This window comes from Jiangella mangrovi (assembly GCF_014204975.1).
Taxonomy (GTDB): Bacteria; Actinomycetota; Actinomycetes; order Jiangellales; family Jiangellaceae; genus Jiangella; species Jiangella mangrovi.
Genome location: NZ_JACHMM010000001.1, coordinates 3,281,599 through 3,303,517 on the forward strand (window position 1 = coordinate 3,281,599; position 21,919 = coordinate 3,303,517).

The 21,919-nt window shown below is 74.5% G+C and carries 18 protein-coding genes; 10 read left to right on the forward strand and 8 right to left on the reverse strand.

From position 1 onward, the window contains the following. Window positions 1–79 precede the first annotated feature (79 nt). The 3 genes from manA to ahcY all read left to right on the forward strand — a co-directional run bounded on the left by manA (window position 80) and on the right by ahcY (window position 3,839). Window positions 80–1,243, forward strand: a complete 1,164-nt coding sequence (manA, locus tag HD601_RS15220) for a mannose-6-phosphate isomerase, class I (RefSeq protein ID WP_221441006.1) — start codon at window positions 80–82, stop codon at window positions 1,241–1,243. Window positions 1,244–1,286: 43 nt separating this feature from the next. Further along, window positions 1,287–2,237: a cation diffusion facilitator family transporter gene (locus tag HD601_RS15225; protein WP_184823176.1), complete on the forward strand. Its 951-nt coding sequence runs from the start codon at window positions 1,287–1,289 to the stop codon at window positions 2,235–2,237. A gap of 165 nt (window positions 2,238–2,402) precedes the next feature. After that, window positions 2,403–3,839, forward strand: coding sequence for an adenosylhomocysteinase (ahcY, locus tag HD601_RS15230; RefSeq protein WP_184823178.1), 1,437 nt, complete (start codon window positions 2,403–2,405; stop codon window positions 3,837–3,839). Window positions 3,840–3,858: 19 nt separating this feature from the next. Here the strand turns inward: ahcY and HD601_RS35735 are convergent, their stop codons facing one another. Further along, window positions 3,859–4,737 (reverse strand): GNAT family N-acetyltransferase, encoded by an 879-nt coding sequence (locus HD601_RS35735; RefSeq protein WP_184823180.1) that lies wholly within the window; start codon window positions 4,735–4,737, stop codon window positions 3,859–3,861. After that, window positions 4,734–5,666, reverse strand: coding sequence for an RDD family protein (locus HD601_RS34835; protein ID WP_184823182.1), 933 nt, complete (start codon window positions 5,664–5,666; stop codon window positions 4,734–4,736). The genes HD601_RS35735 and HD601_RS34835 overlap by 4 nt, the downstream gene beginning before the upstream one ends. A 50-nt stretch (window positions 5,667–5,716) precedes the next feature. Here HD601_RS34835 and HD601_RS15245 point away from each other — a divergent pair, with 50 nt between their 5' ends. Next, entirely contained in the window at window positions 5,717–6,718 is a 1,002-nt protein-coding gene (locus HD601_RS15245) for a stage II sporulation protein M (RefSeq protein WP_184823185.1), read from the forward strand. Window positions 6,719–6,736: 18 nt separating this feature from the next. Here the strand turns inward: HD601_RS15245 and HD601_RS15250 are convergent, their stop codons facing one another. The 5 genes from HD601_RS15250 to HD601_RS15270 are packed head-to-tail and all read right to left on the reverse strand — an operon-like array spanning window position 6,737 to window position 12,478. Continuing rightward, the gene (locus HD601_RS15250) at window positions 6,737–8,032 is read right to left on the reverse strand and encodes a DUF58 domain-containing protein (protein ID WP_184823186.1); all 1,296 of its coding nucleotides are present in this window, start codon (window positions 8,030–8,032) and stop codon (window positions 6,737–6,739) included. 21 nt (window positions 8,033–8,053) lie between these two features. Next, window positions 8,054–9,070 (reverse strand): AAA family ATPase, encoded by a 1,017-nt coding sequence (locus tag HD601_RS35740; RefSeq protein WP_184823188.1) that lies wholly within the window; start codon window positions 9,068–9,070, stop codon window positions 8,054–8,056. Then, on the reverse strand, window positions 9,067–10,302 hold the full coding sequence (locus HD601_RS33820; RefSeq protein ID WP_184823189.1) for a DUF4350 domain-containing protein: 1,236 nt from the start codon (window positions 10,300–10,302) through the stop codon (window positions 9,067–9,069). Before HD601_RS33820 ends, HD601_RS35740 begins: the two co-directional genes overlap by 4 nt. Beyond that, window positions 10,299–10,982, reverse strand: a complete 684-nt coding sequence (locus HD601_RS15265) for a DUF4129 domain-containing protein (protein WP_184823190.1) — start codon at window positions 10,980–10,982, stop codon at window positions 10,299–10,301. The genes HD601_RS33820 and HD601_RS15265 overlap by 4 nt, the downstream gene beginning before the upstream one ends. 5 nt (window positions 10,983–10,987) lie before the next feature. Then, complete coding sequence (locus HD601_RS15270) at window positions 10,988–12,478, reverse strand: DUF7847 domain-containing protein (RefSeq protein WP_184823191.1); 1,491 nt, start codon at window positions 12,476–12,478, stop codon at window positions 10,988–10,990. A 193-nt stretch (window positions 12,479–12,671) separates the two neighbouring features. On the opposite strand from HD601_RS15270, the gene mtrA reads away from it, so the two are divergent. The 6 genes from mtrA to HD601_RS15300 all read left to right on the forward strand — a co-directional run bounded on the left by mtrA (window position 12,672) and on the right by HD601_RS15300 (window position 19,886). After that, complete coding sequence (gene mtrA, locus HD601_RS15275) at window positions 12,672–13,349, forward strand: MtrAB system response regulator MtrA (protein ID WP_046769651.1); 678 nt, start codon at window positions 12,672–12,674, stop codon at window positions 13,347–13,349. A 4-nt stretch (window positions 13,350–13,353) separates the two neighbouring features. Beyond that, window positions 13,354–15,195 (forward strand): MtrAB system histidine kinase MtrB, encoded by a 1,842-nt coding sequence (gene mtrB, locus HD601_RS15280; RefSeq protein WP_184823192.1) that lies wholly within the window; start codon window positions 13,354–13,356, stop codon window positions 15,193–15,195. Beyond that, on the forward strand, window positions 15,188–16,954 hold the full coding sequence (locus tag HD601_RS15285) for an LpqB family beta-propeller domain-containing protein (protein WP_184823193.1): 1,767 nt from the start codon (window positions 15,188–15,190) through the stop codon (window positions 16,952–16,954). The genes mtrB and HD601_RS15285 overlap by 8 nt, the downstream gene beginning before the upstream one ends. 31 nt (window positions 16,955–16,985) lie before the next feature. Continuing rightward, window positions 16,986–17,729 carry a ComF family protein gene (locus HD601_RS15290; RefSeq protein WP_184823195.1) on the forward strand — a complete coding sequence of 248 codons (744 nt, stop codon included), beginning with the start codon at window positions 16,986–16,988 and terminating at the stop codon, window positions 17,727–17,729. Window positions 17,730–17,914: 185 nt separating this feature from the next. Then, window positions 17,915–18,559, forward strand: a complete 645-nt coding sequence (gene hpf / locus HD601_RS35745) for a ribosome hibernation-promoting factor, HPF/YfiA family (protein WP_184823197.1) — start codon at window positions 17,915–17,917, stop codon at window positions 18,557–18,559. A gap of 109 nt (window positions 18,560–18,668) precedes the next feature. Next, a complete protein-coding gene (locus HD601_RS15300) occupies window positions 18,669–19,886 on the forward strand; it encodes a winged helix-turn-helix domain-containing protein (RefSeq protein ID WP_184823199.1) in 1,218 nt (405 codons plus the stop codon). Window positions 19,887–20,667: 781 nt separating this feature from the next. Here HD601_RS15300 and HD601_RS15305 read toward each other — a convergent pair. Then, entirely contained in the window at window positions 20,668–21,789 is a 1,122-nt protein-coding gene (locus tag HD601_RS15305) for a GNAT family N-acetyltransferase (protein WP_221441007.1), read from the reverse strand. Between the last annotated feature and the right edge of the window lie 130 nt (window positions 21,790–21,919).

Consider the following 21,919-nt stretch of genomic DNA (forward strand, 5'->3'; position numbering starts at 1 on the left):
ACTCGGGTGGTCAGGGTCGACCGGTGCGGTGGGTGCTGACGGGCGCCGATCTCATGGTCGTCAACTAGGCTCTCGGCTCGTGGCCGTGCTTCTGGACAACCCCGTGCGTTCCTACGCGTGGGGCTCGCCCACCGTCATCCCCGAACTGCTGGGCCGGCCCCCGTCGGGGGAGCCCGAGGCGGAGCTGTGGGTCGGCGCGCACCCGGGCTCGCCGTCGACGGTGTCGGCGGACGGCCGGCCGCTGTCGGCGCTGATCCAGGCCGACCCCGGCGCGACGCTCGGTGCCGCCGTCGTCGACCGGTTCGGGCCGCGGCTGCCGTTCCTGCTGAAGATCCTCGCGGTCGACCGGCCGCTCTCGATCCAGGTGCACCCGACCATCGAGCAGGCCGTCGAGGGGTACGCGGCCGAGGACGCCGCCGGCGTCGCGCTCGACGACCCGCGCCGCTCGTACCACGACCGCAACCACAAGCCCGAGATGGCGGTCGCGCTGACCCCGTTCGAGGCGCTGGTCGGGTTCGACGACCCCACTGACATCGCCGCCACCCTCGAACAGAGCGAGCATCCCGACCTCGTCGGTGCCGCCACCGTACTGCGCGACGACGACGGACTCGAGCGGCTGGTGCGCCGCTGGCTGACCCTCGACGACGACGCGGCCGCCGAGATCGTGACGGTGCTGACGGGCGAGGCGTCGGCGCGGCGGCAGGACCCCCGGTTCGCGCTGGTGCACCGGCTCGCCCAGGCCTACCCGCACGACCGCGGGCTGCTGCTCGCCCTGCTGCTGCACCACCACGTGCTCGAACCCGGCGAGGCGGTGTTCGTGCCGGCCGGCGTCCCGCACGCCTACCTGTCCGGCGTCGCCGTCGAGCCGCAGGCCAGCTCCGACAACACGCTGCGCGCGGGGCTGACGCCCAAGCACGTCGACGCCGCCGAGGTGCTGCGGATCCTGCGCTACGAGCCGCGCGGCGAGGTGCCGGTCCCGCCCGTCGTGACCGACCCGGGCATCGAGCTGTACCCCGTCCCGGGTGTCGACGAGCTGCGGCTGGCGCGCGTGCTGCTCGGCAGCGCCGGGGTCGTCGTGCCCGGGCCGTGCCTCGTCCTCGTCACCGAGGGATCGGCGTCGGTCGACGGCGTCGAGCTGGCGCGCGGGCGGGCGGCGTTCGTGCCCGCGTCCGACACCGGCGCCGCACTCACCGGCGACGGCGTGGCGTTCACCCTGACCACGGCGCTCGACCAGGCACGATAGTCCTCGACCACGCACGCACTGGAGCGAAGGAAACCCCTGAACCATGGCCACTGAAGGTGGGACCAAGGCGGTCGTCGCGGCCCTGCTGGCGAACACCGGCATCGCGATCACCAAGTTCATCGCGTTCGCACTGACCGGGGCGTCGTCCATGCTGGCCGAGGCGGTGCACTCCGTCGCCGACGCCGGCAACCAGGTGCTGCTGCTGGTCGGCGGCCGGCGCGCCCAGCGCAAGGCGACGCCCGAGCACCCGTTCGGCTACGGCCGGGTGCGCTACGTGTTCGCGTTCATCGTCGCGATCGTGCTGTTCAGCGTCGGTGGCCTGTTCGCGCTGTACGAGGCGTTCCACAAGTACGAAGAGACGCGGGACGGGCACCCGAACGAGCTGCTCGAGGGCTCCTGGTGGTGGGTGCCGATCGTCGTCCTCGTCGCCGCGATCGTCATGGAGTCGTTCTCGCTGCGCACCGCCGTCGTCGAGTCCGACCGCGTCCGCGCCGGCAAGTCGTGGGTCCAGTTCGTGCGTCGCGCCAAGTCGCCGGAGCTGCCGGTCATCCTGCTCGAGGACATCGGCGCCCTGCTCGGCCTCGTGTTCGCCCTCATCGGCGTCGGCATGGCCCTGATCACCGACAACGCCTACTGGGACGTCGCCGGCACGGCCGCCATCGGCCTGCTGCTGGTGGTCATCGCCGTCATCCTGGCCATCGAGATGTCCAGCCTGCTCATCGGCGAGGGCGCGGCCCAGGAGAACGTCCAGAAGATCATCGCCGCCGCCACCGACGGCGAAGACATCGGCCGCGTCATCCACCTGCGCACCCTGTACACCGGCCCGGAGGAGCTGCTGGTCGCCGCGAAGCTCGCGGTCCGGTCCGACCAGACCGGCGACCAGATCGCGGCCGCCATCGACGCCGCCGAGGCCCGCATCCGCGCCGCCCTCCCCGAGGCGACGCACATCTTCCTCGAGCCCGACATCGACCGCACGCCGTCGCCGACGCCATGAGGTAGGGTCCGCTGATCATCATCCGGGGGTAGACTCGCCTCCGGAAACATGCCGGCGCAGGTGATGCCGCGGACCCAGATGGGTCGCGCCGGGTCGGACATCGCCGGGCCGCGTCGTCGCGCCCTCGTCCGACCCATCAGCCATCCTCTGGGGAGGAACCGTTCCATGTCCGTCGACTTCAAGGTCGCCGACCTCTCGCTCGCCGACTTCGGCCGTCGCGAGATCCGGCTGGCCGAGCACGAGATGCCCGGCCTCATGGCCATGCGCGCCCAGTACGGCCAGAGCAAGCCGCTCACCGGCGCCCGCATCACCGGCTCGCTGCACATGACCGTCCAGACCGCGGTGCTCATCGAGACGCTGGTCGCGCTCGGCGCCGACGTCCGCTGGGCGTCGTGCAACATCTTCTCGACCCAGGACCACGCGGCCGCCGCCATCGCCGTCGGCCCCGAGGGCACCGTCGACGCCCCCGCGGGCGTGCCGGTCTTCGCCTGGAAGGGCGAGACGCTCGAGGAGTACTGGTGGTGCACCGAGCAGGCGCTCACCTGGCCCGGTGAGGCCGGCCCCAACATGATCCTCGACGACGGCGGCGACGCCACGCTGCTCGTCCACAAGGGTGTCGAGTACGAGAAGGCCGGCGCCGTCCCCGACCCCGCCGCCGACGACCCCGAGGAGTGGCGGGTCGTGCTGGGGCTGCTGAAGCAGTCGCTCACCCAGAGCGAGAGCCGCTGGACGGCCATGGCCCAGGAGATCAAGGGCGTGACCGAGGAGACCACCACCGGCGTGCACCGTCTGTACGAGATGATGCGCGACGGCGCCCTGCTCTTCCCGGGCATCAACGTCAACGACTCCGTCACCAAGAGCAAGTTCGACAACAAGTACGGCTGCCGTCACTCGCTGGTCGACGGCATCAACCGCGCCACCGACGTGCTCATCGGCGGCAAGGTGGCCGTGGTCTGCGGCTACGGCGACGTCGGCAAGGGGTGCGCCGAGTCGCTGCGCGGCCAGGGCGCCCGCGTCGTCGTCACCGAGATCGACCCCATCTGCGCGCTGCAGGCGGCCATGGACGGCTACGAGGTCACCACGCTGGACGACGCCGTCGAGCGGGCCGACATCATCGTCACCGCCACCGGCAACAAGGACGTCATCACCGTCGACCACCTGGCGCGCGCCAAGCACCAGGCCATCGTCGGCAACATCGGCCACTTCGACAACGAGATCGACATGGCCGGGCTGGCCGCCGTCGACGGCATCGTGCGCACGGAGATCAAGCCGCAGGTGCACGAGTGGGCGTTCCCCGACGGCCACACCGTCATCGTGCTGTCCGAGGGCCGGCTGCTGAACCTCGGCAACGCCACCGGCCACCCGTCGTTCGTCATGTCGAACTCGTTCACCAACCAGGTGCTGGCGCAGATCGAGCTGTTCGCCAAGACGGCCGACTACCCGCTCGGCGTCTACACGCTGCCCAAGCACCTCGACGAGACGGTGGCCCGGCTGCACCTCGACGCCCTGGGCGTGAAGCTGACCGAGCTGACCGAGTCGCAGGCGTCCTACCTGGGCATTCCGGTCCAGGGCCCGTACAAGAGCGAGCACTACCGGTACTGACGGCGTCAGCTGCGGCCGGTCAGCGGCGGACGAGGCGCACGTTCCGGGCGTAGACCCGGAAGCCGAGCGCCTCGTACGCCGCGCGTGCGGCCGGTGCGTCGTCGTCGCCGCGGGCGCAGACCCGGGCGCCGCGCCCACCGAGGTCCCGGGCGGCCCGCAGCGCGGCGTGGGCGGCGGCCGCGGCCAGTCCGCGCCGGCGGTGTCCCGGCGCGGTCCCGACCGGCTCCAGCACGGCGACGCCGCTGCGCTCGTCCAGCCAGGCCAGAGCGGCGGCGGCCGGGCTACCGTCGGGCGCCAGGACCAGCTGGTCCAGGGCGGGGCGGTACGACGGCGCCCGCATGACCGCGCGGTAGTCGTCGCCGGTCATCGTCACCGGCCGGCGCCGCACCGAGAACGCGTTCCGGTGCGCCTCGGCCCTGACCTCGGCGTCGGCCGGGCTGCCGTCGACGGCGCGCAGCGTGTAGCCGTCCGGCAGCGGCGGCGAGCCCGGGAGGTCGCCGAGGGAGCGGCGCAGGTGGGCGAAGAACGGTCCCTCGTCGTGCCGCTCGTACCCGTGGGCGCCCAGCGCCTCGAGCAGCGCCGTCTCGGCGTCCAGCAGGGTGACCGCCCGGCTGTCGTCCGCGGCCCAGTCGAGCAGCCGCGGGATCAGGTCCAGATGGTCCGGGTCGACCTGCAGGTCCAACCGCTCGTTCCGGGTCCACGCCCAGGCGACGACCCGGCCGTCGCGCGTCCAGTGCGCGAGCCGCCCGGACGGCTCCGGCCCGCCGTGCTCGGCCCAGAACCAGGCCAGCTCGCCGGGGTGCCAGCGGCTCGACCAGCTCCACAGCCGGGCGGCGAGCTCCTGCATCGCGGCCGCCTGGTCCGGCCCGGTCCCGTCGACGCGCTTGTAGCCGGTCACGACGGCGGGGCGAAGCCGCCGTCGTTGCGGGCCGGGCTCGTGGGCTCCGGCGGCGCGGACGGCGGCGCGGACGGCGGCGGGGGACCGCCGTAGGCCTGCGGCGGACCGTACGGGCCCGGTGGCGGCCCTGCGTAGGGCGGCCCCGCGAACGGCGGGCCGTACGGGCTGGGTGGCGGTCCGGCGGGCCCGGCATAGCGCATTGCGTCGCGGCGGCGGCGCTCGGCCAGGACGGCGGCGAGGTAGGCCCACGGCGGGGTGCCGGGCGGGGGCGGCGGGCTGACGACGGCGGCGACCTCGGTGGCGAGGTCGGTGGCGAGCCGGGTGCGGACCTCGGGCGCCAGCTGCGGCGCGCGGGCCAGCAGCGACCGGGCGGCCATGGCGAGCTGGTCGGGCAGCCGCGACAGCTCCAGCGTGGCGGCCCAGGGCGCCAGCCGCGGGTCGAGGACCGGAGGCGCCGCCGTCGTCGACGGGATGCGCTCGCGGATGACGACGGTGCCGGCGAGGATGTCGCCGATGCGCTTGTCGCGCGAGTTCAGCAGCGAGCAGACCATGGCGCCGACGCCGAGCGTCAGGACGAAGTCGGCGAACACCCCGGCCAGCGCGCGGACCAGGGCGTGCCGGAACCGGATCGGGCCGCCGTCGTCGCGGACCACGCGCAGCCCGGTGGCGGCCTTGCCGGCCGACTTGCCGCGGGTCAGTGTCTCGACCGCCGTGGGCACGGCCACCAGCAGGAACACCGTCCCGGCGATGACCAGGGCGGCTGCCAGCGCCTCGTCGACGCCCGGCGCGACCTGGCTGAACAGCAGCAGCAGCCCGAACCCGAGGACCATCAGGATCGCGGCGTCGAGCAGCAGGCCGAGGGCGCGCGAGGGCAGCTTCGCCAGCCGCAGCTCGAGGGGGACGGCCTCGCCGGTCACCAGGTCGCTCACCCGGATAGTCTGCCTCACAGCGGCGCGGACGACGGAAGGGGAGAACGCAGGTGGATCTCGACGCGTTCGTCGCCGCCCACCGCGACGAGTGGGACCGCCTCGACCGGCTGGCCCGGCGCAGCGGCCGGCTCACCGGGCCCGAGGCCGACGAGCTGGTCGCGCTGTACCGCGCCGCCTCGACGCACCTGTCGACGCTGCGCTCGGCCGCGCCCGACCCCGTCGTGCTGGGCCGGCTGTCCGCTCTGGTCGCCCGGGCCCGTACGGCCATCGCGGGTGCGCACGACCCCGGCTGGCGCGACGTCGTCCGGTTCCTGACGGTGGGCTTCCCGGCCGCCGTCTACCTCAACCGGCGCTGGTGGCTCGGCGCGGCGCTGGCGTTCGCCGTCGTGTCCGTCGCCATCGGCTGGTGGGTCGCGGCCAACCCCAGCGTGCAGGCGTCCATCGGCGCGCCCGAAGAGATCCGCCAGCTGGTCGAGCACGACTTCGAGGACTACTACTCCGAGAACCCGGCCGGGTCGTTCGCGGCGCGCGTGTGGGTGAACAACGCCTGGGTGGCGGCGGCCTGCCTCGCGCTCGGCGTCTTCCTGGGCATCCCGGTCGTCTACGTGCTGTGGATGAACGCCGTCAACGTCGCGGCGTCGGCGGGCCTCATGGCCGCGGCCGGCCGGCTGGACGTCTTCTTCGGCCTCATCACCCCGCACGGCCTGCTGGAGCTGACGGCGGTGTTCGTCGCGGCCGGGGCGGGCCTGCGGCTGGGCTGGACGGTGGTCGACCCCGGCCCGCGCAGCCGCGCCGAGGCGCTGGCCGAGACCGGCCGGGCGACCCTCGGCATGGCGCTCGGGCTGGCCTGCGTGCTGTTGGTCTCGGGCGTCATCGAGGCGTTCGTGACGCCGTCGGGGCTGCCGACGTGGGCGCGCATCGCCATCGGGGTGCTCGCCGAGGCGCTCTTCATCGCCTACGTCTGGGTGTACGGACGGCGTGCGGTGCTGGCGGGCGAGGTCGGCGACATCGACCGCTCGGCCCGCGCCGACACGCTCCCCGTCGCCGGCTGACCGCCCGCGACGAGCCGGCTAGAGACGGCCGGTGGCCTTCAGCTCCAGGTAGGCATCGGCGACGGCGGGCGGCAGGTCGGCGGGCGGCTGGTCGACGACGTGGGCGCCGCGGCGGGTCAGCAGCTCGGCGAGCTGGGCGCGGGCCAGCCGGTCGTGCTCGGCGGCGGCCGCGGCGTAGACGGCGTCGGAGTCGCCCCGCCCGGCCGCCAGCGCCGCCAGCCGCGGGTCGGCCACCGACGCCACCACCACCGTGTGCTTGCGCGTCAGCCGCCCGATCACCGGCAGCAGCCCGAGCTCGACGGCGCCGGAGTCGAGCCCCGTCACGACGACCACCAGCGCGTGCTGCCGCGCGCGGGCCAGGACCTCGGACGTGAGCTGCCGGTAGTCGGTCTCGAGCAGCTCCGGCTCCAGCCCGGCCAGCGTGCCGACCATGCGTCCCAGCACGTCCGTCGCACCCAGCCGGGCGACGTCGGCGCGGACCTGCCGGTCGAAGGCGAGCAGGTCGACGCGGTCGCCGGCCCGGGCGGCCAGAGCGCCGAGCAGCAGCGCGGTGTCGATGGCGGCGTCCAGCCGGGGCTCGTCGCCGACCCGGCCGGCGGACGTGCGGCCGGTGTCGAGGACGATCAGCACGTGCCGATCGCGCTCGGGCCGCCAGGTCCGCACGACGACCCCGCCGCGCCGGGCGGTCGCGCGCCAGTCGATGGACCGGACGTCGTCGCCGCGCACGTACTCGCGCAGGGAGTCGAACTCCGTCCCCTGGCCGCGCACCCGCACGGCGGACCGGCCGTCGATCTCGCGCAGCCGGGCCAGTCGCGACGGCAGGTGCCGGCGGGCGTGGAACGGCGGCAGCACCCGGACGGTCCACGGGACGGCGTGCGAGCCCTGCCGCCCGGCCAGCCCGAGCGGGCCGATGCTGCGCACCGTCACGCGGTCGGCGGTGCGGTCACCACGCCTCGTCGGCTGCAGGACCGTGTCGACCAGACGGCGCTCGCCTGCGGGAACGTCGACGGCGATGCGATCGGCCGCACTCCCCGCCGACGGCGGCCAGGCGTCGCGCAGCAGGCCGCGGACCCGGCGCCGGCCGTCGTTGCGCACGCTCAGCCGCACCGTCGCCGTCGTGCCGAGCCGGGCCGTGCGGTCACCGGAGCGCGACAGCAGCAGCGACCGCGGTGAGCCGGCCAGCGCGACGTCGACCAGCGCCAGCGCCACGACCACGCCCGTCACCGCCAGCACGCCCGCCGTCGTCGGCACGGCGGCCGCGACGACCACCGCGCCGATGGCCGCCAGCACCGCGGCCCGCCCCGTCAGCACCATCAGCTCAGCACCATGGACGCGTCAACGGGGCACCGGCACGGTCGCCAGCACCGTCTCGAGCACGGAGTCGGCTGTCACGCCCTCCATCTCGGCCTCCGGCCGCAGCGACAGCCGATGCCGCAGCGTCGGCCGGGCCAGCGCCTTGACGTCGTCGGGCGTGACGAACCCGCGCCCGGACAGCCATGCCCACGCCCGCGCCGTCTTGAGCAGCGCCGTCGACCCGCGCGGCGAGACGCCCAGCTGCACCGACGGCGACAGGCGGGTGGCCCGGCAGACGTCGACGATGTAGCCGAGCACGTCGGGCTCGACCCGGACGGCGGCGACGGCGTCGCGTGCGGCGGCGAGGTCGGCCGGCGAGGCGACCGCTCGGAGCCCGGCCGCGGCGAGGTCGCGCGGGTCGAACCCCTCGGCGTGGCGGCGCAGGACGGCGATCTCGTCGTCGCGCTCGGCGACGGTGACGGTGAGCTTGAGCAGGAACCGGTCGAGCTGCGCCTCGGGCAGCGGGTAGGTGCCCTCGTACTCGACCGGGTTCTGGGTGGCGGCGACGACGAACGGGTCGGGCAGCGGCCGCGGCTCGCCGTCGACGGAGACCTGCCGCTCCTCCATGGCCTCGAGCAGCGCGGCCTGGGTCTTCGGTGGCGTGCGGTTGATCTCGTCGGCGAGCAGCAGGTTGGTGAAGACCGGCCCTTCGACGAAGGAGAACTCCGCCGTCCGCGCGTCGTAGACCAGCGAGCCGGTGATGTCGCCGGGCATGAGGTCGGGCGTGAACTGCACCCGCTTGGTCTCGACGTGCAGGGTCGCCGCGAGCGCACGGACCAGCAGGGTCTTCGCGACGCCGGGCACGCCCTCGAGCAGCACGTGGCCGCGGCAGAGCAGCGCGATGACCAGGCCGCTCACCACGGCGTCCTGGCCCACGACGGCCTTCGCGACCTCTTGGCGGACGGTGGTGAGCGCGGCCCGCGCCTCGTCGCCGCCGGGGTTGCCGCCGGGCGCGGGGGCGGGCGGCGGTGGGGTCTGCTCGGTGGACGCGTCGGTCACGATGGACGGGGATCCTTTCCGGTGGGCGAGCTGCCGGTGGCCCGCGGGACATCGGCATTCTCCAGGGCGTCGAGGTCGTCGGCGAGCCGCACCAGGGCGGCGTCGTCGGCAGGCGGCGGGCCGGCCAGCAGGGCGGCGATCTCCGCGGCCGGGCGGCCGGTGCGCCCGGCAAGGGTGGTGACCAGGGTGTCGACGGCGGCAGCTTTCTGCCCGCCGACGTTGGGGAGATGCGCCGTGGCGGCCAGCCGGCGGATGGCGGCGGCCCGCAGCAGCGACGCGGCGTGCGCGCGGGACCGGCCGCGGCGGTACAGCCGGGCCCGGCCCTCGGTGGTCTCGCTGGCCCGGACGACGACCGGCAGCGGCTCCGTGACCAGCCGGCCCAGCCGCCGGGCCCGCCAGAGCGCCGCCAGCAGCGCGGCGACGGCGAGCTGCCAGACCGCGGCGTCGACCCAGCCGGGCAGCTGGTCGGTGAAGGCGGCCGGCGCCTCGGGGGTGCCCTCGGGCAGCGGCCGGTACCAGACCAGCCGCTCCGTCTCGCCGAGCAGGCCCAGTGCCAGCGCGGCGTTGCCGTCCTCGTCGAGGTACTCGTTGGTCAGCGGGTCGGCCGAGCCCAGCAGCACCACGGGACTACCGCTCTCAGTGGCCGTGACGGCCAGCGCGGGCTCGCCGTCGACGACGTAGCAGGTGGCGCCCTCGGAGCGGCTGACGTCGCCGTCGTAGCCGAGGCCGCCCAGCCGGGCCGACCCGGCCCGCTCGGCAGCCGCGAGATCGCAACCCGGGTCGACGGAGCGCGGCTCGCCGACCAGCGAGGCGGACAGCCCGGGCGCGTAGTCGGGCACCCGCACCCGCGCCGCGACCAGCACCAGCCGGGCGCCGGTGTCGACGAGGCGGTCGACCTGCGCGGTGGTCAGCAGGTCGGGGACGGTGACGAGGACGGTGTCGCCGGGGCCGGCGGCCGTCGCGGCCTCGTCGTTGGTCCGGACCGGCGTGACGTCGACACCCTGATCGGTGAGCAGCCGGGCCAGCGCCCGCGCGCCGGCGTTGTCGACGCCCTCGGGGTCGAGGAAACCGCGGCTGGTGCGGCTCTGCACGAGGCCCAGGATCACGGCGGTGATCAGCAGCAGCACGACGACGGCGAGCGGCTTGCGCCAGCGCCGCCAGTGGTCGGCGCCGGTGGGGTCGAGCGGCCGGGACTCCGGCGGCGCGACGGCGGCCGTGGCGGTCGAGCTCACCGCGGCACCGCCAGCACGGTGCCGTTGATGTGCTGGTCGCGTCGCGGCCGGGCGGCCTCGACCGCCTGGTCCAGCGAGCGCAGCAGCCGGTCGTCGTCCTGCGTGGCCGTCGCGGCGCCGTAGCGGACCCCGTCGAACAACCGGGCGCCGACGGCCATGCCGCCGCCACCCGCGTGACCGGTGGTGACGCCGTCGGGGAGTGAGATCTCGCCGAGGACGGCGCTCGCCTCGCGGGCCGCCTCGTCGGCCGTGCGCCCGGGCCGCGGGTCGAGCACGCCGCGCTCCTCGAGGCCGGCGACGACGGCCCGGAACCGCTCGACGACGGCGGTGGACCAGTCGCCGCGGGCAGCGGCGTCGTCGGCGGCCCCGCGGTACTCGGAGGCGCTGCGCGGGCGGTCGGGCAGGACGGCGCCGGAGCGCTCGGCGGCGCGGCGGGCCAGCGGACCGGCCCGCAGGATCACGACGGCCGCGAAGGCGACCGCGATGACCACGATGACGGCCAGCCCGGCCCGGCTGGACAGCGTGCCGGTGGCGGCGTCGAGGATGCGCTCGACCTGGTCGGCGATCCAGCGCAGCACCCGTGTGAGGACCGGGGTGTCGCGCTCGTAGGACGGCCTCGAGAGCTCCTGGCGGGCGAGATCGCGCGCCTCGTCGCGGCCGAGGTCGACCGGCACCGACATCCAGATCACGGCGAGCCCGGGGGCGCTCCGGGACCGCCGCGGCCGTGCAGGTCGACACCGGCGGCGCGGGCGAGGTCGATGTCGAGGCCCTCGCGCCGGATGCGCCGGTCGATGTAGAGCAGCGCCGTCGCCGCCGCCGAGAACGGCGCCGTGATGGTCGCCGCGATCATGCCGGCCAGCGTGTTGAGGACGTACCAGGTGACGGGGTCGTCCGAGGCGTTGGTGCCCAGCATGGTCGGCACGCCGAACGGCACCGCCACGACCTGCCCGATGAGGAACACGATGACCATGATGAGCAGCAGGATCGCGAACACCCGCCACCACGACGTGCGCACCAGCGTGGCCGAGCGGCGCAGCGACTCGAAGACGCGGACCGGGCGCGCCGCGCCGTCGGCCGTGGTGGTCTCGAGCATGAGCGCCGGCGTCGACAGCGCGTAGCGGACGTACAGCCAGACGGTGACCGGGACGGCCGCGAGGGCGGCCAGGCCGACGAACGCCGCCGCGGCCCCGCCCCCGACGCCGAGCCCCAGGACGAGCGCCAGCAGCAGGACGACGACCGCCGGGCTGAACCAGATGAGCGTGTAGGTCAGCGTGAGCCCGAGCAGCCGCAGCAGCCGGCCCTTCGACTCGCGCCAGGCCTGGCCGATGGAGAGGTCGCGCCCGAGCACCGCCTGCCCCACCACGACCGTCAGCACACCGGTGAGGAACACGGTGGCGATGAGCGTGACCAGCCAGCCGAGGAGCGCCGCTGGGATGCCGCGCGCCAGCGACTCGATCGCCTCGGTGTCGGACATGCCGAGGTCGGGCTCGGTGATGGCCTCGCCGAAGATCCAGGCCAGCACCGCCGACGAGAGGATCTGCGTGCCGGCCGCGACGACGGCGGACAGCCCCAGCATGGCCGCGAGGTTGCGCCGGATGGTCGTGATGGCGCCGTCGAGGATCTCGGTGACCCCCAGCGGGCGCAGCGGGATGACGCCCGGCTTGACGTCCGGCGCCTGCCAGCCGCGGCCGGGGCCCGACGACCAGGCGCCGTACTGGCCGGGTCCGGGACCCTGGCCGTAGCCCGGTCCCTGGCCGTAGCCCGGCGGGTAGCCGGGCCCGTAGCCGGGTCCCTGGCCAGGTGCTTGGCCGTAGCCCGGTCCGTACCCCTGCCCGTAGCCCTGGCCGCCCGCGGGGCCTGTGTAGCCGGTCTCGCCGGGACGGTCCCAGCCGCCCTGCGGACCCGGAGATTGGTTGCCGCCACCGCCCGGGTCCCAGCCGCCCGCCGTCCAGCCGGGTTGCTGCGCGCCCTGGGCGGGGCCGTAGCCCTGGCCGGGCGCGCCGGCCTGGCCGGGCGCACCCTGGCTCGGCTGCTGCGGCGGCCAGCCCGGCTGCTGCGGCGACCAGCCCGGGTACGGCGGCGGAGCGGGCGCGCTCGCGTCGTCGCCGGCGCCGGCCGCGTCGCTTCCGCGCGCGGCGTCGTCGTCCGGCGGGGGCGACCCCGCGTTCCCGGACATCGGGCTCCCTTCTCCGCGCCGGCCGGCCGTTCGCGGCCGTCGCGGCGCATGCTCCTACGCCCCCCGGCGCAAGTCCCGGTTCAATCCTGTCATGCCCCCAGGACAGCGCCCCGACCTGCCACCGGCGCGCCCTTCAGGCGTCCCGATGAGCGACTTTTTCATTTTCGGGCCTTCTCGGTGTCACCATATGGACATGAAGGGACGTGTGCTCATCGTCGACGACGACACCGCGTTGGCGGAGATGCTGGGGATCGTGCTGCGCGGGGAAGGCTACGAGCACGCGATCATCACGCGGGGCGACGACGTGCTGCCGGCGTTCCGCGAGTTCAAGCCGGACCTCGTGCTGCTCGACCTCATGCTGCCCGGCCGCGACGGCATCGACGTGTGCAAGGAGATCCGCGCCGAGTCCGGCGTGCCCATCGTCATGCTGACCGCCAAGAGCGACACCGTCGACATCGTCGTGGGTCTCGAGTCCGGCGCCGACGACTACGTCGTCAAGCCGTTCAAGCCGAAGGAGCTGGTGGCGCGCGTGCGCGCCCGCCTGCGCCGCACCGACGACCCCAAGCCCGAGACGCTGCAGGTCGGCGACGTCGTCATCGACGTGGCCGGCCACTCGGTCAAGCGCGACGGCCAGCCCATCTCGCTGACGCCGCTCGAGTTCGACCTGCTCGCCTGCCTGGCCCGCCGGCCATGGCAGGTGTTCACCCGCGAGGAGCTGCTCGAGAAGGTGTGGGGCTACCGCCACGCCACCGACACCCGCCTGGTCAACGTCCATGTCCAGCGCCTGCGCTCCAAGATCGAGCACGACCCCGAACGACCCGAGATCGTCGTGACCGTCCGTGGTGTGGGGTACAAGGCCGGCCCTGGGTGAGCCGATGATCGGTCCCGTGGTCGGCGACGCCGACAGGGCGGCAGCGGCGGGCGCGGCCGGCGCCGACACGCTGTCGCGGCTGCTGCCACGGCTGGCCCAGTGGGCCATGCGACCCTGGCAGCTGGTCCGGGGGGCGTGGCGGCGCTCGATCCAGCTGCGGGTCATCACCGCGACGCTGGCGCTGTCGGTCGTCGTGGTGTCCTTGCTGGGCGTGACGCTGTCGCGGCAGATCACCGACGGCCTGCTGTCGGCGCACGCCGACGCCGCGGTCGCCGACGCCGCCGCAGGCATCGACAATGCGCAGCGCCAGCTGGCGACCACCGACGGCGCGTCCGGTGAGCTGAGGCGCGTGCTCGTACAGATCGCCGAGACGCTCGCGGCCGGCGGCAGCACATCCGCGGCCAGCCAGCCGTTGTACGAGATCATCGTGCTCAGCGCCGAGGGCGGGCAGACCTACCGGTCCGGCGCCAACGCCGACAGCGTGCCGCCCGCGCTGCGCGAGCGGGTCCGCGACGAGGACCGGGTCTTCAGCACCTACACGTCGATCCACTACCCCGACGCGCCGGACGTGCCGGGCCTGGCGGTCGGCGGCCGCATCATCGACCCGTTCGGCGGCACCTACGAGCTTTACTACCTGTTCCCGCTCACCGAGCAGCAGCAGACCATCGACCTCGTCCTGACGGCGCTGGCCACGGCCGGCGTGCTGCTGGTCGTCCTGCTGTGCGCGCTGGCCTGGCTGGTCGCGCGCCAGGTGGTGACGCCGGTGCGGCTGGCCGCCCGCATCGCCGAGCGGTTCTCGGCCGGCAACCTGGCCGAGCGCATGGCGGTGCGCGGGCGCGACGACCTCGCCCGCCTGGCCATGAGCTTCAACCAGATGGCGGCCAGCCTGCAGCACCAGATCGGGCAGCTGGAAGAGCTGTCGCGCATGCAGCAGCGGTTCGTCTCCGACGTCTCGCACGAGCTGCGCACGCCGCTGACGACGGTGCGCATGGCCGCCGACGTCCTGTACGAGTCGCGGGGCGACTTCGACCCCGTCGTCGACCGCTCCGTCGAGCTGCTCCAGGCCCAGCTGGACCGGTTCGAGGCGCTGCTCACCGACCTGCTCGAGATCAGCCGGTTCGACGCCGGCGCCGCCGCCCTCAACGCCGAGCGCCATGACGTCCGCGACATCGTCCACAAGGTCGTCGACGCCACCACGCCGCTGGCCGTCGAGAAGGGCAGCGAGCTGGTCGTCGACGTGCCGGTCGAGCCGGCCATGGCCGAGGTCGACGCCCGCCGCATCGAGCGCATCGTGCGCAACCTGGTCGTCAACGCCGTCGAGCACGGCGAGGGCCGCGAGGTGCGCGTCGCGGTGGCCGCCGACGACCACGCCGTCGCCATTACCGTGCGCGACCACGGAGTCGGCCTGAAGCCGGGGGAGTCGTCGCTGGTCTTCCACCGGTTCTGGCGCGCCGACCCGGCCCGCGCCCGGACCACCGGCGGCACCGGCCTCGGCCTCTCCATCGCCATGGAGGATGCGCGCCTGCACGGCGGTTGGCTGCAGGCATGGGGCGAGCCCGGCGACGGCTCGCAGTTCCGGCTCACGCTGCCGCGGGTGGCCGGCGACGACCTGCGCTCCGCGCCGCTGGCCCTGGTGCCCGGCGACGTCGGCGACGGCGGCCTCGGCGACCCCAGCGCCATCGGCGCGCCGTACCGCCGCATCGTCACCGCGGAGCCGGCCGATTCCGACGGCGCCGCGTCGCCGTCGCCGGTGACGTCCGCCGCGTCGGCGCCCGCACCGCAGCCGTCGGCGCCCGCCCCCGCACCGCAGCAGGCGCCGGCCGAGGAGGCGAGCCGCCGTGCGTAGCCGCGCGGCCCTCGCCGCCGCCCTGCTGGCCGCGGCCGCCGTCGCCGCCGGATGCGCCGAGATCCCGACGTCCGGCCCGATCAACGACGAGGGCGCCGTCGAGCCGCTCGAGGAGCAGCGCCGGTTCATCGAGGTCTCCGAGGCGCCGCCCGAGCCGGGTATGACGCCGGTCCAGATCGTCGACGGGTTCATCGACGCCATGGCCTCGTACCAGCCGGGCTACGAGACCGCGCGCGAGTTCCTCACCGAGGAGGCGGCCCGGCAGTGGGACCCGTCCGCCGGTGTCACGGTGTTCTACGAGAACCGGCCGGACGCCGATCTGGTCGGCGCCGACGTCGTCCACGTGACCATGACGGTGCGCGGCGAGGTCGCCGGTGACGGCTCGTTCCGCGAGCTCCCCGACGACGCCGACCGGGAGCGGTCGTCGGACCTGCAGCTGGTGCAGGAGGACGGCGAGTGGCGCATCGCGAACCCCGACCCGGGCATCCTCATCGACGACTTCAGCTTCGACCGCGAGTACCAGCCGCGCAACGTGTTCTTCTTCGACCCGCGCTTCGAGGTGCTGGTGCCCGACGTGGTGTACCTGCCGCGGACGGCCAACGACGCGACGGCGACGCTGCTGGCCCGCAAGGTGCTGGCCGGCCCGACCGACTGGCTCGCGCCCGCCGTCGTCACGGCGTTCCCCGAGGACGCCGAGCTCGGCATCGACTCCGTCCCCGTCCGCAACGGGGTCGCCACCGTCGACCTGAGCGCCCAGGTGGCGCTGGCCGGGCCCGAAGAGCGCGAGCGCATGGCCGCGCAGCTCATCTGGACCCTCGGCGCACTGCCCGAGGTCGAGGCCGTCGAGGTGCAGGTCACCTCCGGCGCGCCGCTGGCGCAGGACGAGCCGCTGACGCCCCGCGACCCGCAGCTCAACGGCTACGACCCCGCCGTGCTGAAGTCCGACACGCCGCTGTTCGCCGTCGGCGACGCCGGCGTGGTGAGGGTGGCCGACGGCGAGCTGACGCCGGTGGCCGGGCCGCTCGGCGACCTGCCCGGCATCCGCGAGGTCGCGGTCAACCTCGGCGGCCACCGGGCGGTCGTCATCACCGGCGACGGTGGCACGGGCACGCAGGTGCAGGCCGCCTCGTTCGGCGAGGAGGAGCAGCTCGAGACCCTGTTCCAGGGCGTCGACCTCGCCTCGCTGTCGTGGGACCGCACCGGCCTCGTCTGGGCCGTCGACCACGGCGTCCAGGGCCCCGGCCTCGTCGTGACCCAGCCCGACGGGCAGCCGCTCGAGGTCGAGCTCGACCAGGAGCTGGCCGGGGGCGACATCACGCGGCTGGCGGTCTCGCCCGACGGCGCCCGGGTCGCCCTGGTGGCCGACGAGGTCGCGCAGGTCGCCAACGTCATCCGCGACCCCGACGCCGGCACCGTCAGCATCGTGCAGCCGCGGCGCATCGGCCCGGCCTCCGCCCGGGCCACGGACGTGGCCTGGAGCTCCTCCAGCCCGTCGTGGAGCGCCGCCGACGCCGTCGTCGTCCTCGCCGAGTCGCAGGCCGCGGGGGCCGAGACGCCGACGGCCCAGCCGTACCTCGCCACCCTGTCGGGGCAGGAGATCGTGCCGCGCGGCCTGCGGGTCGAGGACGGCGTGCGGGTGGCCGGCTCGCCGGGGCTGCCGGTGGTCCTCGAGTCCGGCGACGGCGAGCTGCACCTGCAGCGCTCCAGCAACACCTGGATCGATCTCGGCCCTGCGCGCAGCCCCGCCTATCCGGGCTGACCCTGTCGGTGCCCGGCGGCATGATGGGTGCATGATCATCTTCGGTGTGCTCCGGCGGGCGGTGATGCGGCTGCGGCGGGTGGTGGCGGGGCTGGCTCCGGCCGCCGCCGACCTCGCGCTGGGCAGCGCCTGCGCCGGCTGCGGCGAGCATCCCGGCCTGCTGTGCGCCGCGTGCTGGGCCGCCCTCATCGGACCCGCCACCCGGGTGCTGACGGTGCCCGGGCGGCCCGACCTCCCGCTCGCGGGCGCGGCGGCCTACGCGGGCCCCGTCCGGGCGGCCATCCTCGAGCACAAGGAGCACGGACGGCTTCCGCTGGCGGTCCCGCTGGGCGACGCGCTGGCGGTCGCGGTGACGGCGTTGCTGGCGGCTCCGGGCGGCTGCGGCCACCCGGCCCACGGCGACCGCCCGGCGGTGCTGGTGCCGGTCCCGTCGGCGCGCCGGACCGTGCGCCGGCGCGGCCACGACCCCGTCCTGCGCTCGGCCCGCCGGGCCGCCGCCACGCTGCGCCGGTCCGGTCAGGGCGGTGCCGTCGCGCCCGCGCTGCGGCACCGCCGCCGGGTCGCCGACCAGGCCGGGCTCGACCGGCGGGCGCGCGAGCGCAACCTGCGCGGATCGCTGGGCTGCCGGCGCTCGGCGGCCCGCGTCGTCGATGCCGGCTGCGTGGTCATCGTCGACGACATCGTGACCACCGGGGCCACGCTGCGCGAGGGCGCGCGGGCGCTGGCCGAGGCGGGGGTGCGGCCGTGCGGGGCGGTGGTGGTGGCCGTGGTGTGAGGTCGGTCGCGACTAGCACGAATCGCGACGATCCACGTGTACTGAGGGCGACTAACGGCTAACGTTTGTGCATGGCACCCATTGCTGATCCCTGAACGTGCGGGGAGGGCCGGGTGCATTCCCGGTCACGCGAGCGCATGGGTGTCGCTTGCCCCGTCTGAAGCCACACGACCGGGAGGTTTCGAGTGGATATCGTCATCAAGGGCCGTCACACGACCGTGCCGGAGCGGTTCCGCAACCACGTCGCGGAGAAGCTCGCCAAACTCGACAAGATCGCTCACAAGGTCATCCGCGTCGACGTCGAGATCACGGCCGAGGCCAACCCACGGCAGACCGACCAGTCCGAACGGGTCGAACTGACCCTCCACTCCAAGGGCCCCGTCATCCGGGCCGAGGCCGCGGCGGCCGACCGGTACGCCGCGCTCGACCTCGCCACCGACAAGCTCATCGGCCGGCTGCGCAAGGCCGCCGACCGCCGCCGCGTCCACCGCGGCAGCCGTACCCCCATCTCGGTGGCCGCGGCCACCGCCGGCCTCGACCGCGTCGCGCCCATTCCCACGCAGCCGGCACCGGCCGTCTCGGCCACCGCCGTCGAGGACCGTCCCGACCAGTACGACGCCTTCGACGGCTACGCCGTGCCGGACTCCGGGCCCATGGTCGTGCGCGAGAAGACCCACCGCGCCGAGCCCATGACCCTCGACCAGGCGCTCTACGAGATGGAGCTCGTCGGGCACGACTTCTACCTGTTCGTCGACGCCGAGTCCAAGATGCCCAGCGTCGTCTACCGGCGCCGCGGCTACGACTACGGCGTCATCCGGCTCGACGTCTGACCCTCGCCCGCTGAGCATCGGCACGCCCTCGCCGAGGGCGTGCCGATGCGCGTCCGGGGCGGTCGTCGCTCGGCCGGAGGCTGTCGGTGGGCGCTGGTAGCTTCGCGGGATGGGTCGACGAGAGAAGCTGTCCATCGCCGCGGCCCGGCGGGTGGCGCTGGCGGCGCAGGGGTTCGCCGACGCTCGCCCGGCGGTGCCCGACCGGCGGGCCGTGCGCCGCGTCGTCGACCGCGTCGGCGTGGTGCAGATCGACTCCGTCAACGTCCTGTCCCGCTCGCACTACCTGCCGTTCTTCAGCCGGCTCGGCCCGTACCCGCGCGCCGAGGTCGACCGCGCCGTCAACAAGGCGCCGCGCATGCTGTTCGAGTACTGGGCGCACGAGGCGTCCATGGTGCCGGTGCGCACCCAGCCCTACCTGCGCCAGCGCATGGCCCGGGCCGACCAGCTGGCCTGGGGCGGCATCCGCCGGCTCGCGCAGGAGAAGCCCGACTTCGTCGCCTGGGTGCTCGAAGAGGTCGAGCGGCTCGGCCCGGTCACCGCGGGCGAGATCGAGCACGACGCCCCGCGAGAGAAGACCGACTGGGGCTGGAACTGGTCCGACGTCAAGACGGCGCTCGAGTACCTGTTCTGGTCCGGCCGGGTCACCTCGGCCGGCCGCAACGGCTCGTTCGCGCGGCTCTACGACATCCCCGAGCGCGTCCTGCCGCGCCAGGTCCTCGCCGTGCCCACGCCGTCCGAGGAGGAGTCGCACCGCGAGCTGGTCCGCATCGCCGCCCGCGCCCACGGCGTCGGGTCCGAGCAGTGCCTGCGCGACTACTTCCGACTCTCCGTCGACGGCGCCAAACTGGCGGTCGCGCAGCTGGTCGAGGCCGGCGAGCTGCTGCCCGTCACCGTCGAGGGCTGGAAGCGCCCCGCTTACCTCCACGCCGACGCCCGGGTGCCGCGCCGGGTTGACGCCCGGGCGCTGCTCAGCCCGTTCGACTCCCTCATCTGGGAGCGCGCCCGCACCGAGGCGCTGTTCGGCTTCCGCTACCGGCTCGAGATCTACGTCCCGCCGGCCAAGCGGGTGCACGGCTACTACGTGCTGCCCTTCCTCCTCGGCGACGAGCTCGTGGCGCGGGTCGACCTCAAGGCCGACCGGCAGGCCGGCGTCCTGCTGGTGCAGTCGGCGTGGGCCGAGCCCGGCTCGCCGGCCGACACCGCCGAGGAGCTGGCCGACGATCTGGTGTCCATGGCGGGCTGGCTCGACCTCTCCGGCGTCACGGTCACCGGCCGCGGCGACCTCGCGGCGCCGCTCCAGGACGCCCTCCTCCGCGCCGCCGCCTGACGGGGGCTTCGGGGTTCGTGTGGTTGCGTGGGGTTCCCCCGTCCCCCTGCTGGCCAGTGTCTTAGCCGCGGGGACCCGCCTCAAGTCGGCGCCCTCTGTGGTGGGGTCGCTGCTGTGGTTGGGGGGCTTCGACTTGACCCGGGTCCCCGCGGCCAAGAACCTGGCAGCTATCAGGGGGACGGGGGGAGTCTGGCGACGGGTGCCGCGTGCGTCGGCCGACTTCACTAGCGCCAGCCGACTTCACTAGCGCGAACCATCTTCTGAGCTTCGGCGGGCCCGCGGAAGACGGTTTGCGCTAGTGAAGTCGGTTCTGGTGGGTGAAGTCGCGGCTGTGGTGGTGTCGGGAGGGACTTGTTCCCGCTATGGCGGGGAGAACTCCCGCCTGACGCCTCGCAGCCGTCCGCGATGTGGGATTTGCCGGCGTTTCTGGGCCGCCCACCACGATTACCCGCCCATCACGAGGTCTGCAATCGTGTCGAGGCTCGGGTAATCCTGGTGATGTACGCGATCCTTGATGATCATCGCTATCCACAGCCCACCAAAGCGGGACGAAACGGGCACGCCTGGGCGAGGCGTGCCCAGGGTCTCCCCGTCCCCCTGATAGCTGCCAGGTTCTTGGCCGCGTGCGTGCGGGTCAAGTCCACGCGCCCCCACCACAGCGGAGAAGCAACCACAGCGCGCACGGACTTGAGGCGCAGGTGCGCGGCTAAGAGACTGGGCAGCAGGGGGACAGGGAGCCGACCTCATCACCCCGGCAGAACCTCATCACCCCGGCCGAGCGTCAGGGGCGGGGGTCGTCGAGCAGCAGGTCGTACCAGTGCAGGTCGAGCACCACGCCGCCGCGGATCCGCTCGCCGGCCCGCTCGACGCCGTAGGGGCGGAACCCGGCCCGCTCGATGACCGTGCGCGACGCCTCGTTGCCGGTGACGTGGGCGATGACCAGCCGCCGCAGGCCCAGCCCGCCGGCCGACGTCGCCGCGAAGGCGTGCCGCACCATGAGCCCCACGGCCTCCGTCGCCACCCCGTGCCCACGCGCCGCCGGGTGCACCCAGTAGCCGATCTCGCCGCCGCCGTCGTGCGACTGCAGGCCCATGAGCGAGAACGAGCCCACCGCCGGCCCGCCCGACGGCAGCGCCGCCGCCCAGTGGACACCCCGCCCGGCGGCCGCCTCCTCCTCGCGGTCGCGGATGTAGGCCCGGGCGATCTCGTGGGTGTACGGCGACGGCAGCCCGCCCAGCCAGTGCTGTGTGACGGGGTCGTTGCAGGCCTCGACGACGGCGGCGGCGTCGGACTCGTGGAACCGGCGCAGCACCACCCGCGAGCCACGCACCGTCGGCACGTCGAGCCAGGGCGACACCGGCCGCATGGGCTCGCCGGCCCCCAGCGTCGCCACCCAGGTGTCGCGGCGCACGCCGCGCTGCGCGATGCCGCCGCGGACCTTGCCCTCCATGCGGAACCCGCACGCCCACGCGACCCGCCGCGACGCCCAGTTGCCGACGGAGGCCCGCCAGCGCACGTGCGTCAACCCCAGGCCGATGTCGGCGAACGCGTACTCGCAGACCAGCCGCGCCGCCCGCGACACCAGCCGCCGTCCGCGCACCTCGGGGCCGGCCCAGAAGCCGATCTCGGCGGCGCCGTCGCCCAGCGAGTGCAGGCCGATCATGCCGAGCACGACCCGGTCCTCGGGCGAGCGGATGGCCCACACGAGGTCCTTCTCGGTCTCCCAGCCGGAGCGCACGACGTCCTCGACGAAACTCTTGGCGTGCTCGTGCGTGTAGGGCGACGGCAGCGTGGTCCAGCGCTGGATCTCGGGGTCCTGGCACAGCTCGGCGATGCGGTCGATGTCGGAGGCCACGGGCACCGCGAGCAGCAGGCGGTCGCCACGGAGCTCGAACGGTTGCACGCCCAGCATCCTGCCCGCTGCCGCGCGTCGAGGTCGAGTCGTTATCTTTTCCGTGACCCGACGTACCATGGGTCATCGGAGCCTCTGTACCTCATGGAGCCACCGGGCGCGCACTGCCGCCCAAGCCCGC

Coding starts and splice junctions, on each gene's coding strand:
- HD601_RS15290 (WP_184823195.1), top strand. CDS start 16,986: ATGATCATCTTCGGTGTGCTCCGGCGGGCGGTGATGCGGCTGCGGCGG.
- HD601_RS15265 (WP_184823190.1), bottom strand. CDS start 10,982: ATGTCGGTGCCGGTCGACCTCGGCCGCGACGAGGCGCGCGATCTCGCC.
- mtrA (WP_046769651.1), top strand. CDS start 12,672: ATGAAGGGACGTGTGCTCATCGTCGACGACGACACCGCGTTGGCGGAG.
- mtrB (WP_184823192.1), top strand. CDS start 13,354: ATGATCGGTCCCGTGGTCGGCGACGCCGACAGGGCGGCAGCGGCGGGC.
- HD601_RS15270 (WP_184823191.1), bottom strand. CDS start 12,478: ATGTCCGGGAACGCGGGGTCGCCCCCGCCGGACGACGACGCCGCGCGC.
- HD601_RS15225 (WP_184823176.1), top strand. CDS start 1,287: ATGGCCACTGAAGGTGGGACCAAGGCGGTCGTCGCGGCCCTGCTGGCG.
- ahcY (WP_184823178.1), top strand. CDS start 2,403: ATGTCCGTCGACTTCAAGGTCGCCGACCTCTCGCTCGCCGACTTCGGC.
- HD601_RS15300 (WP_184823199.1), top strand. CDS start 18,669: ATGGGTCGACGAGAGAAGCTGTCCATCGCCGCGGCCCGGCGGGTGGCG.
- HD601_RS15250 (WP_184823186.1), bottom strand. CDS start 8,032: ATGGTGCTGACGGGGCGGGCCGCGGTGCTGGCGGCCATCGGCGCGGTG.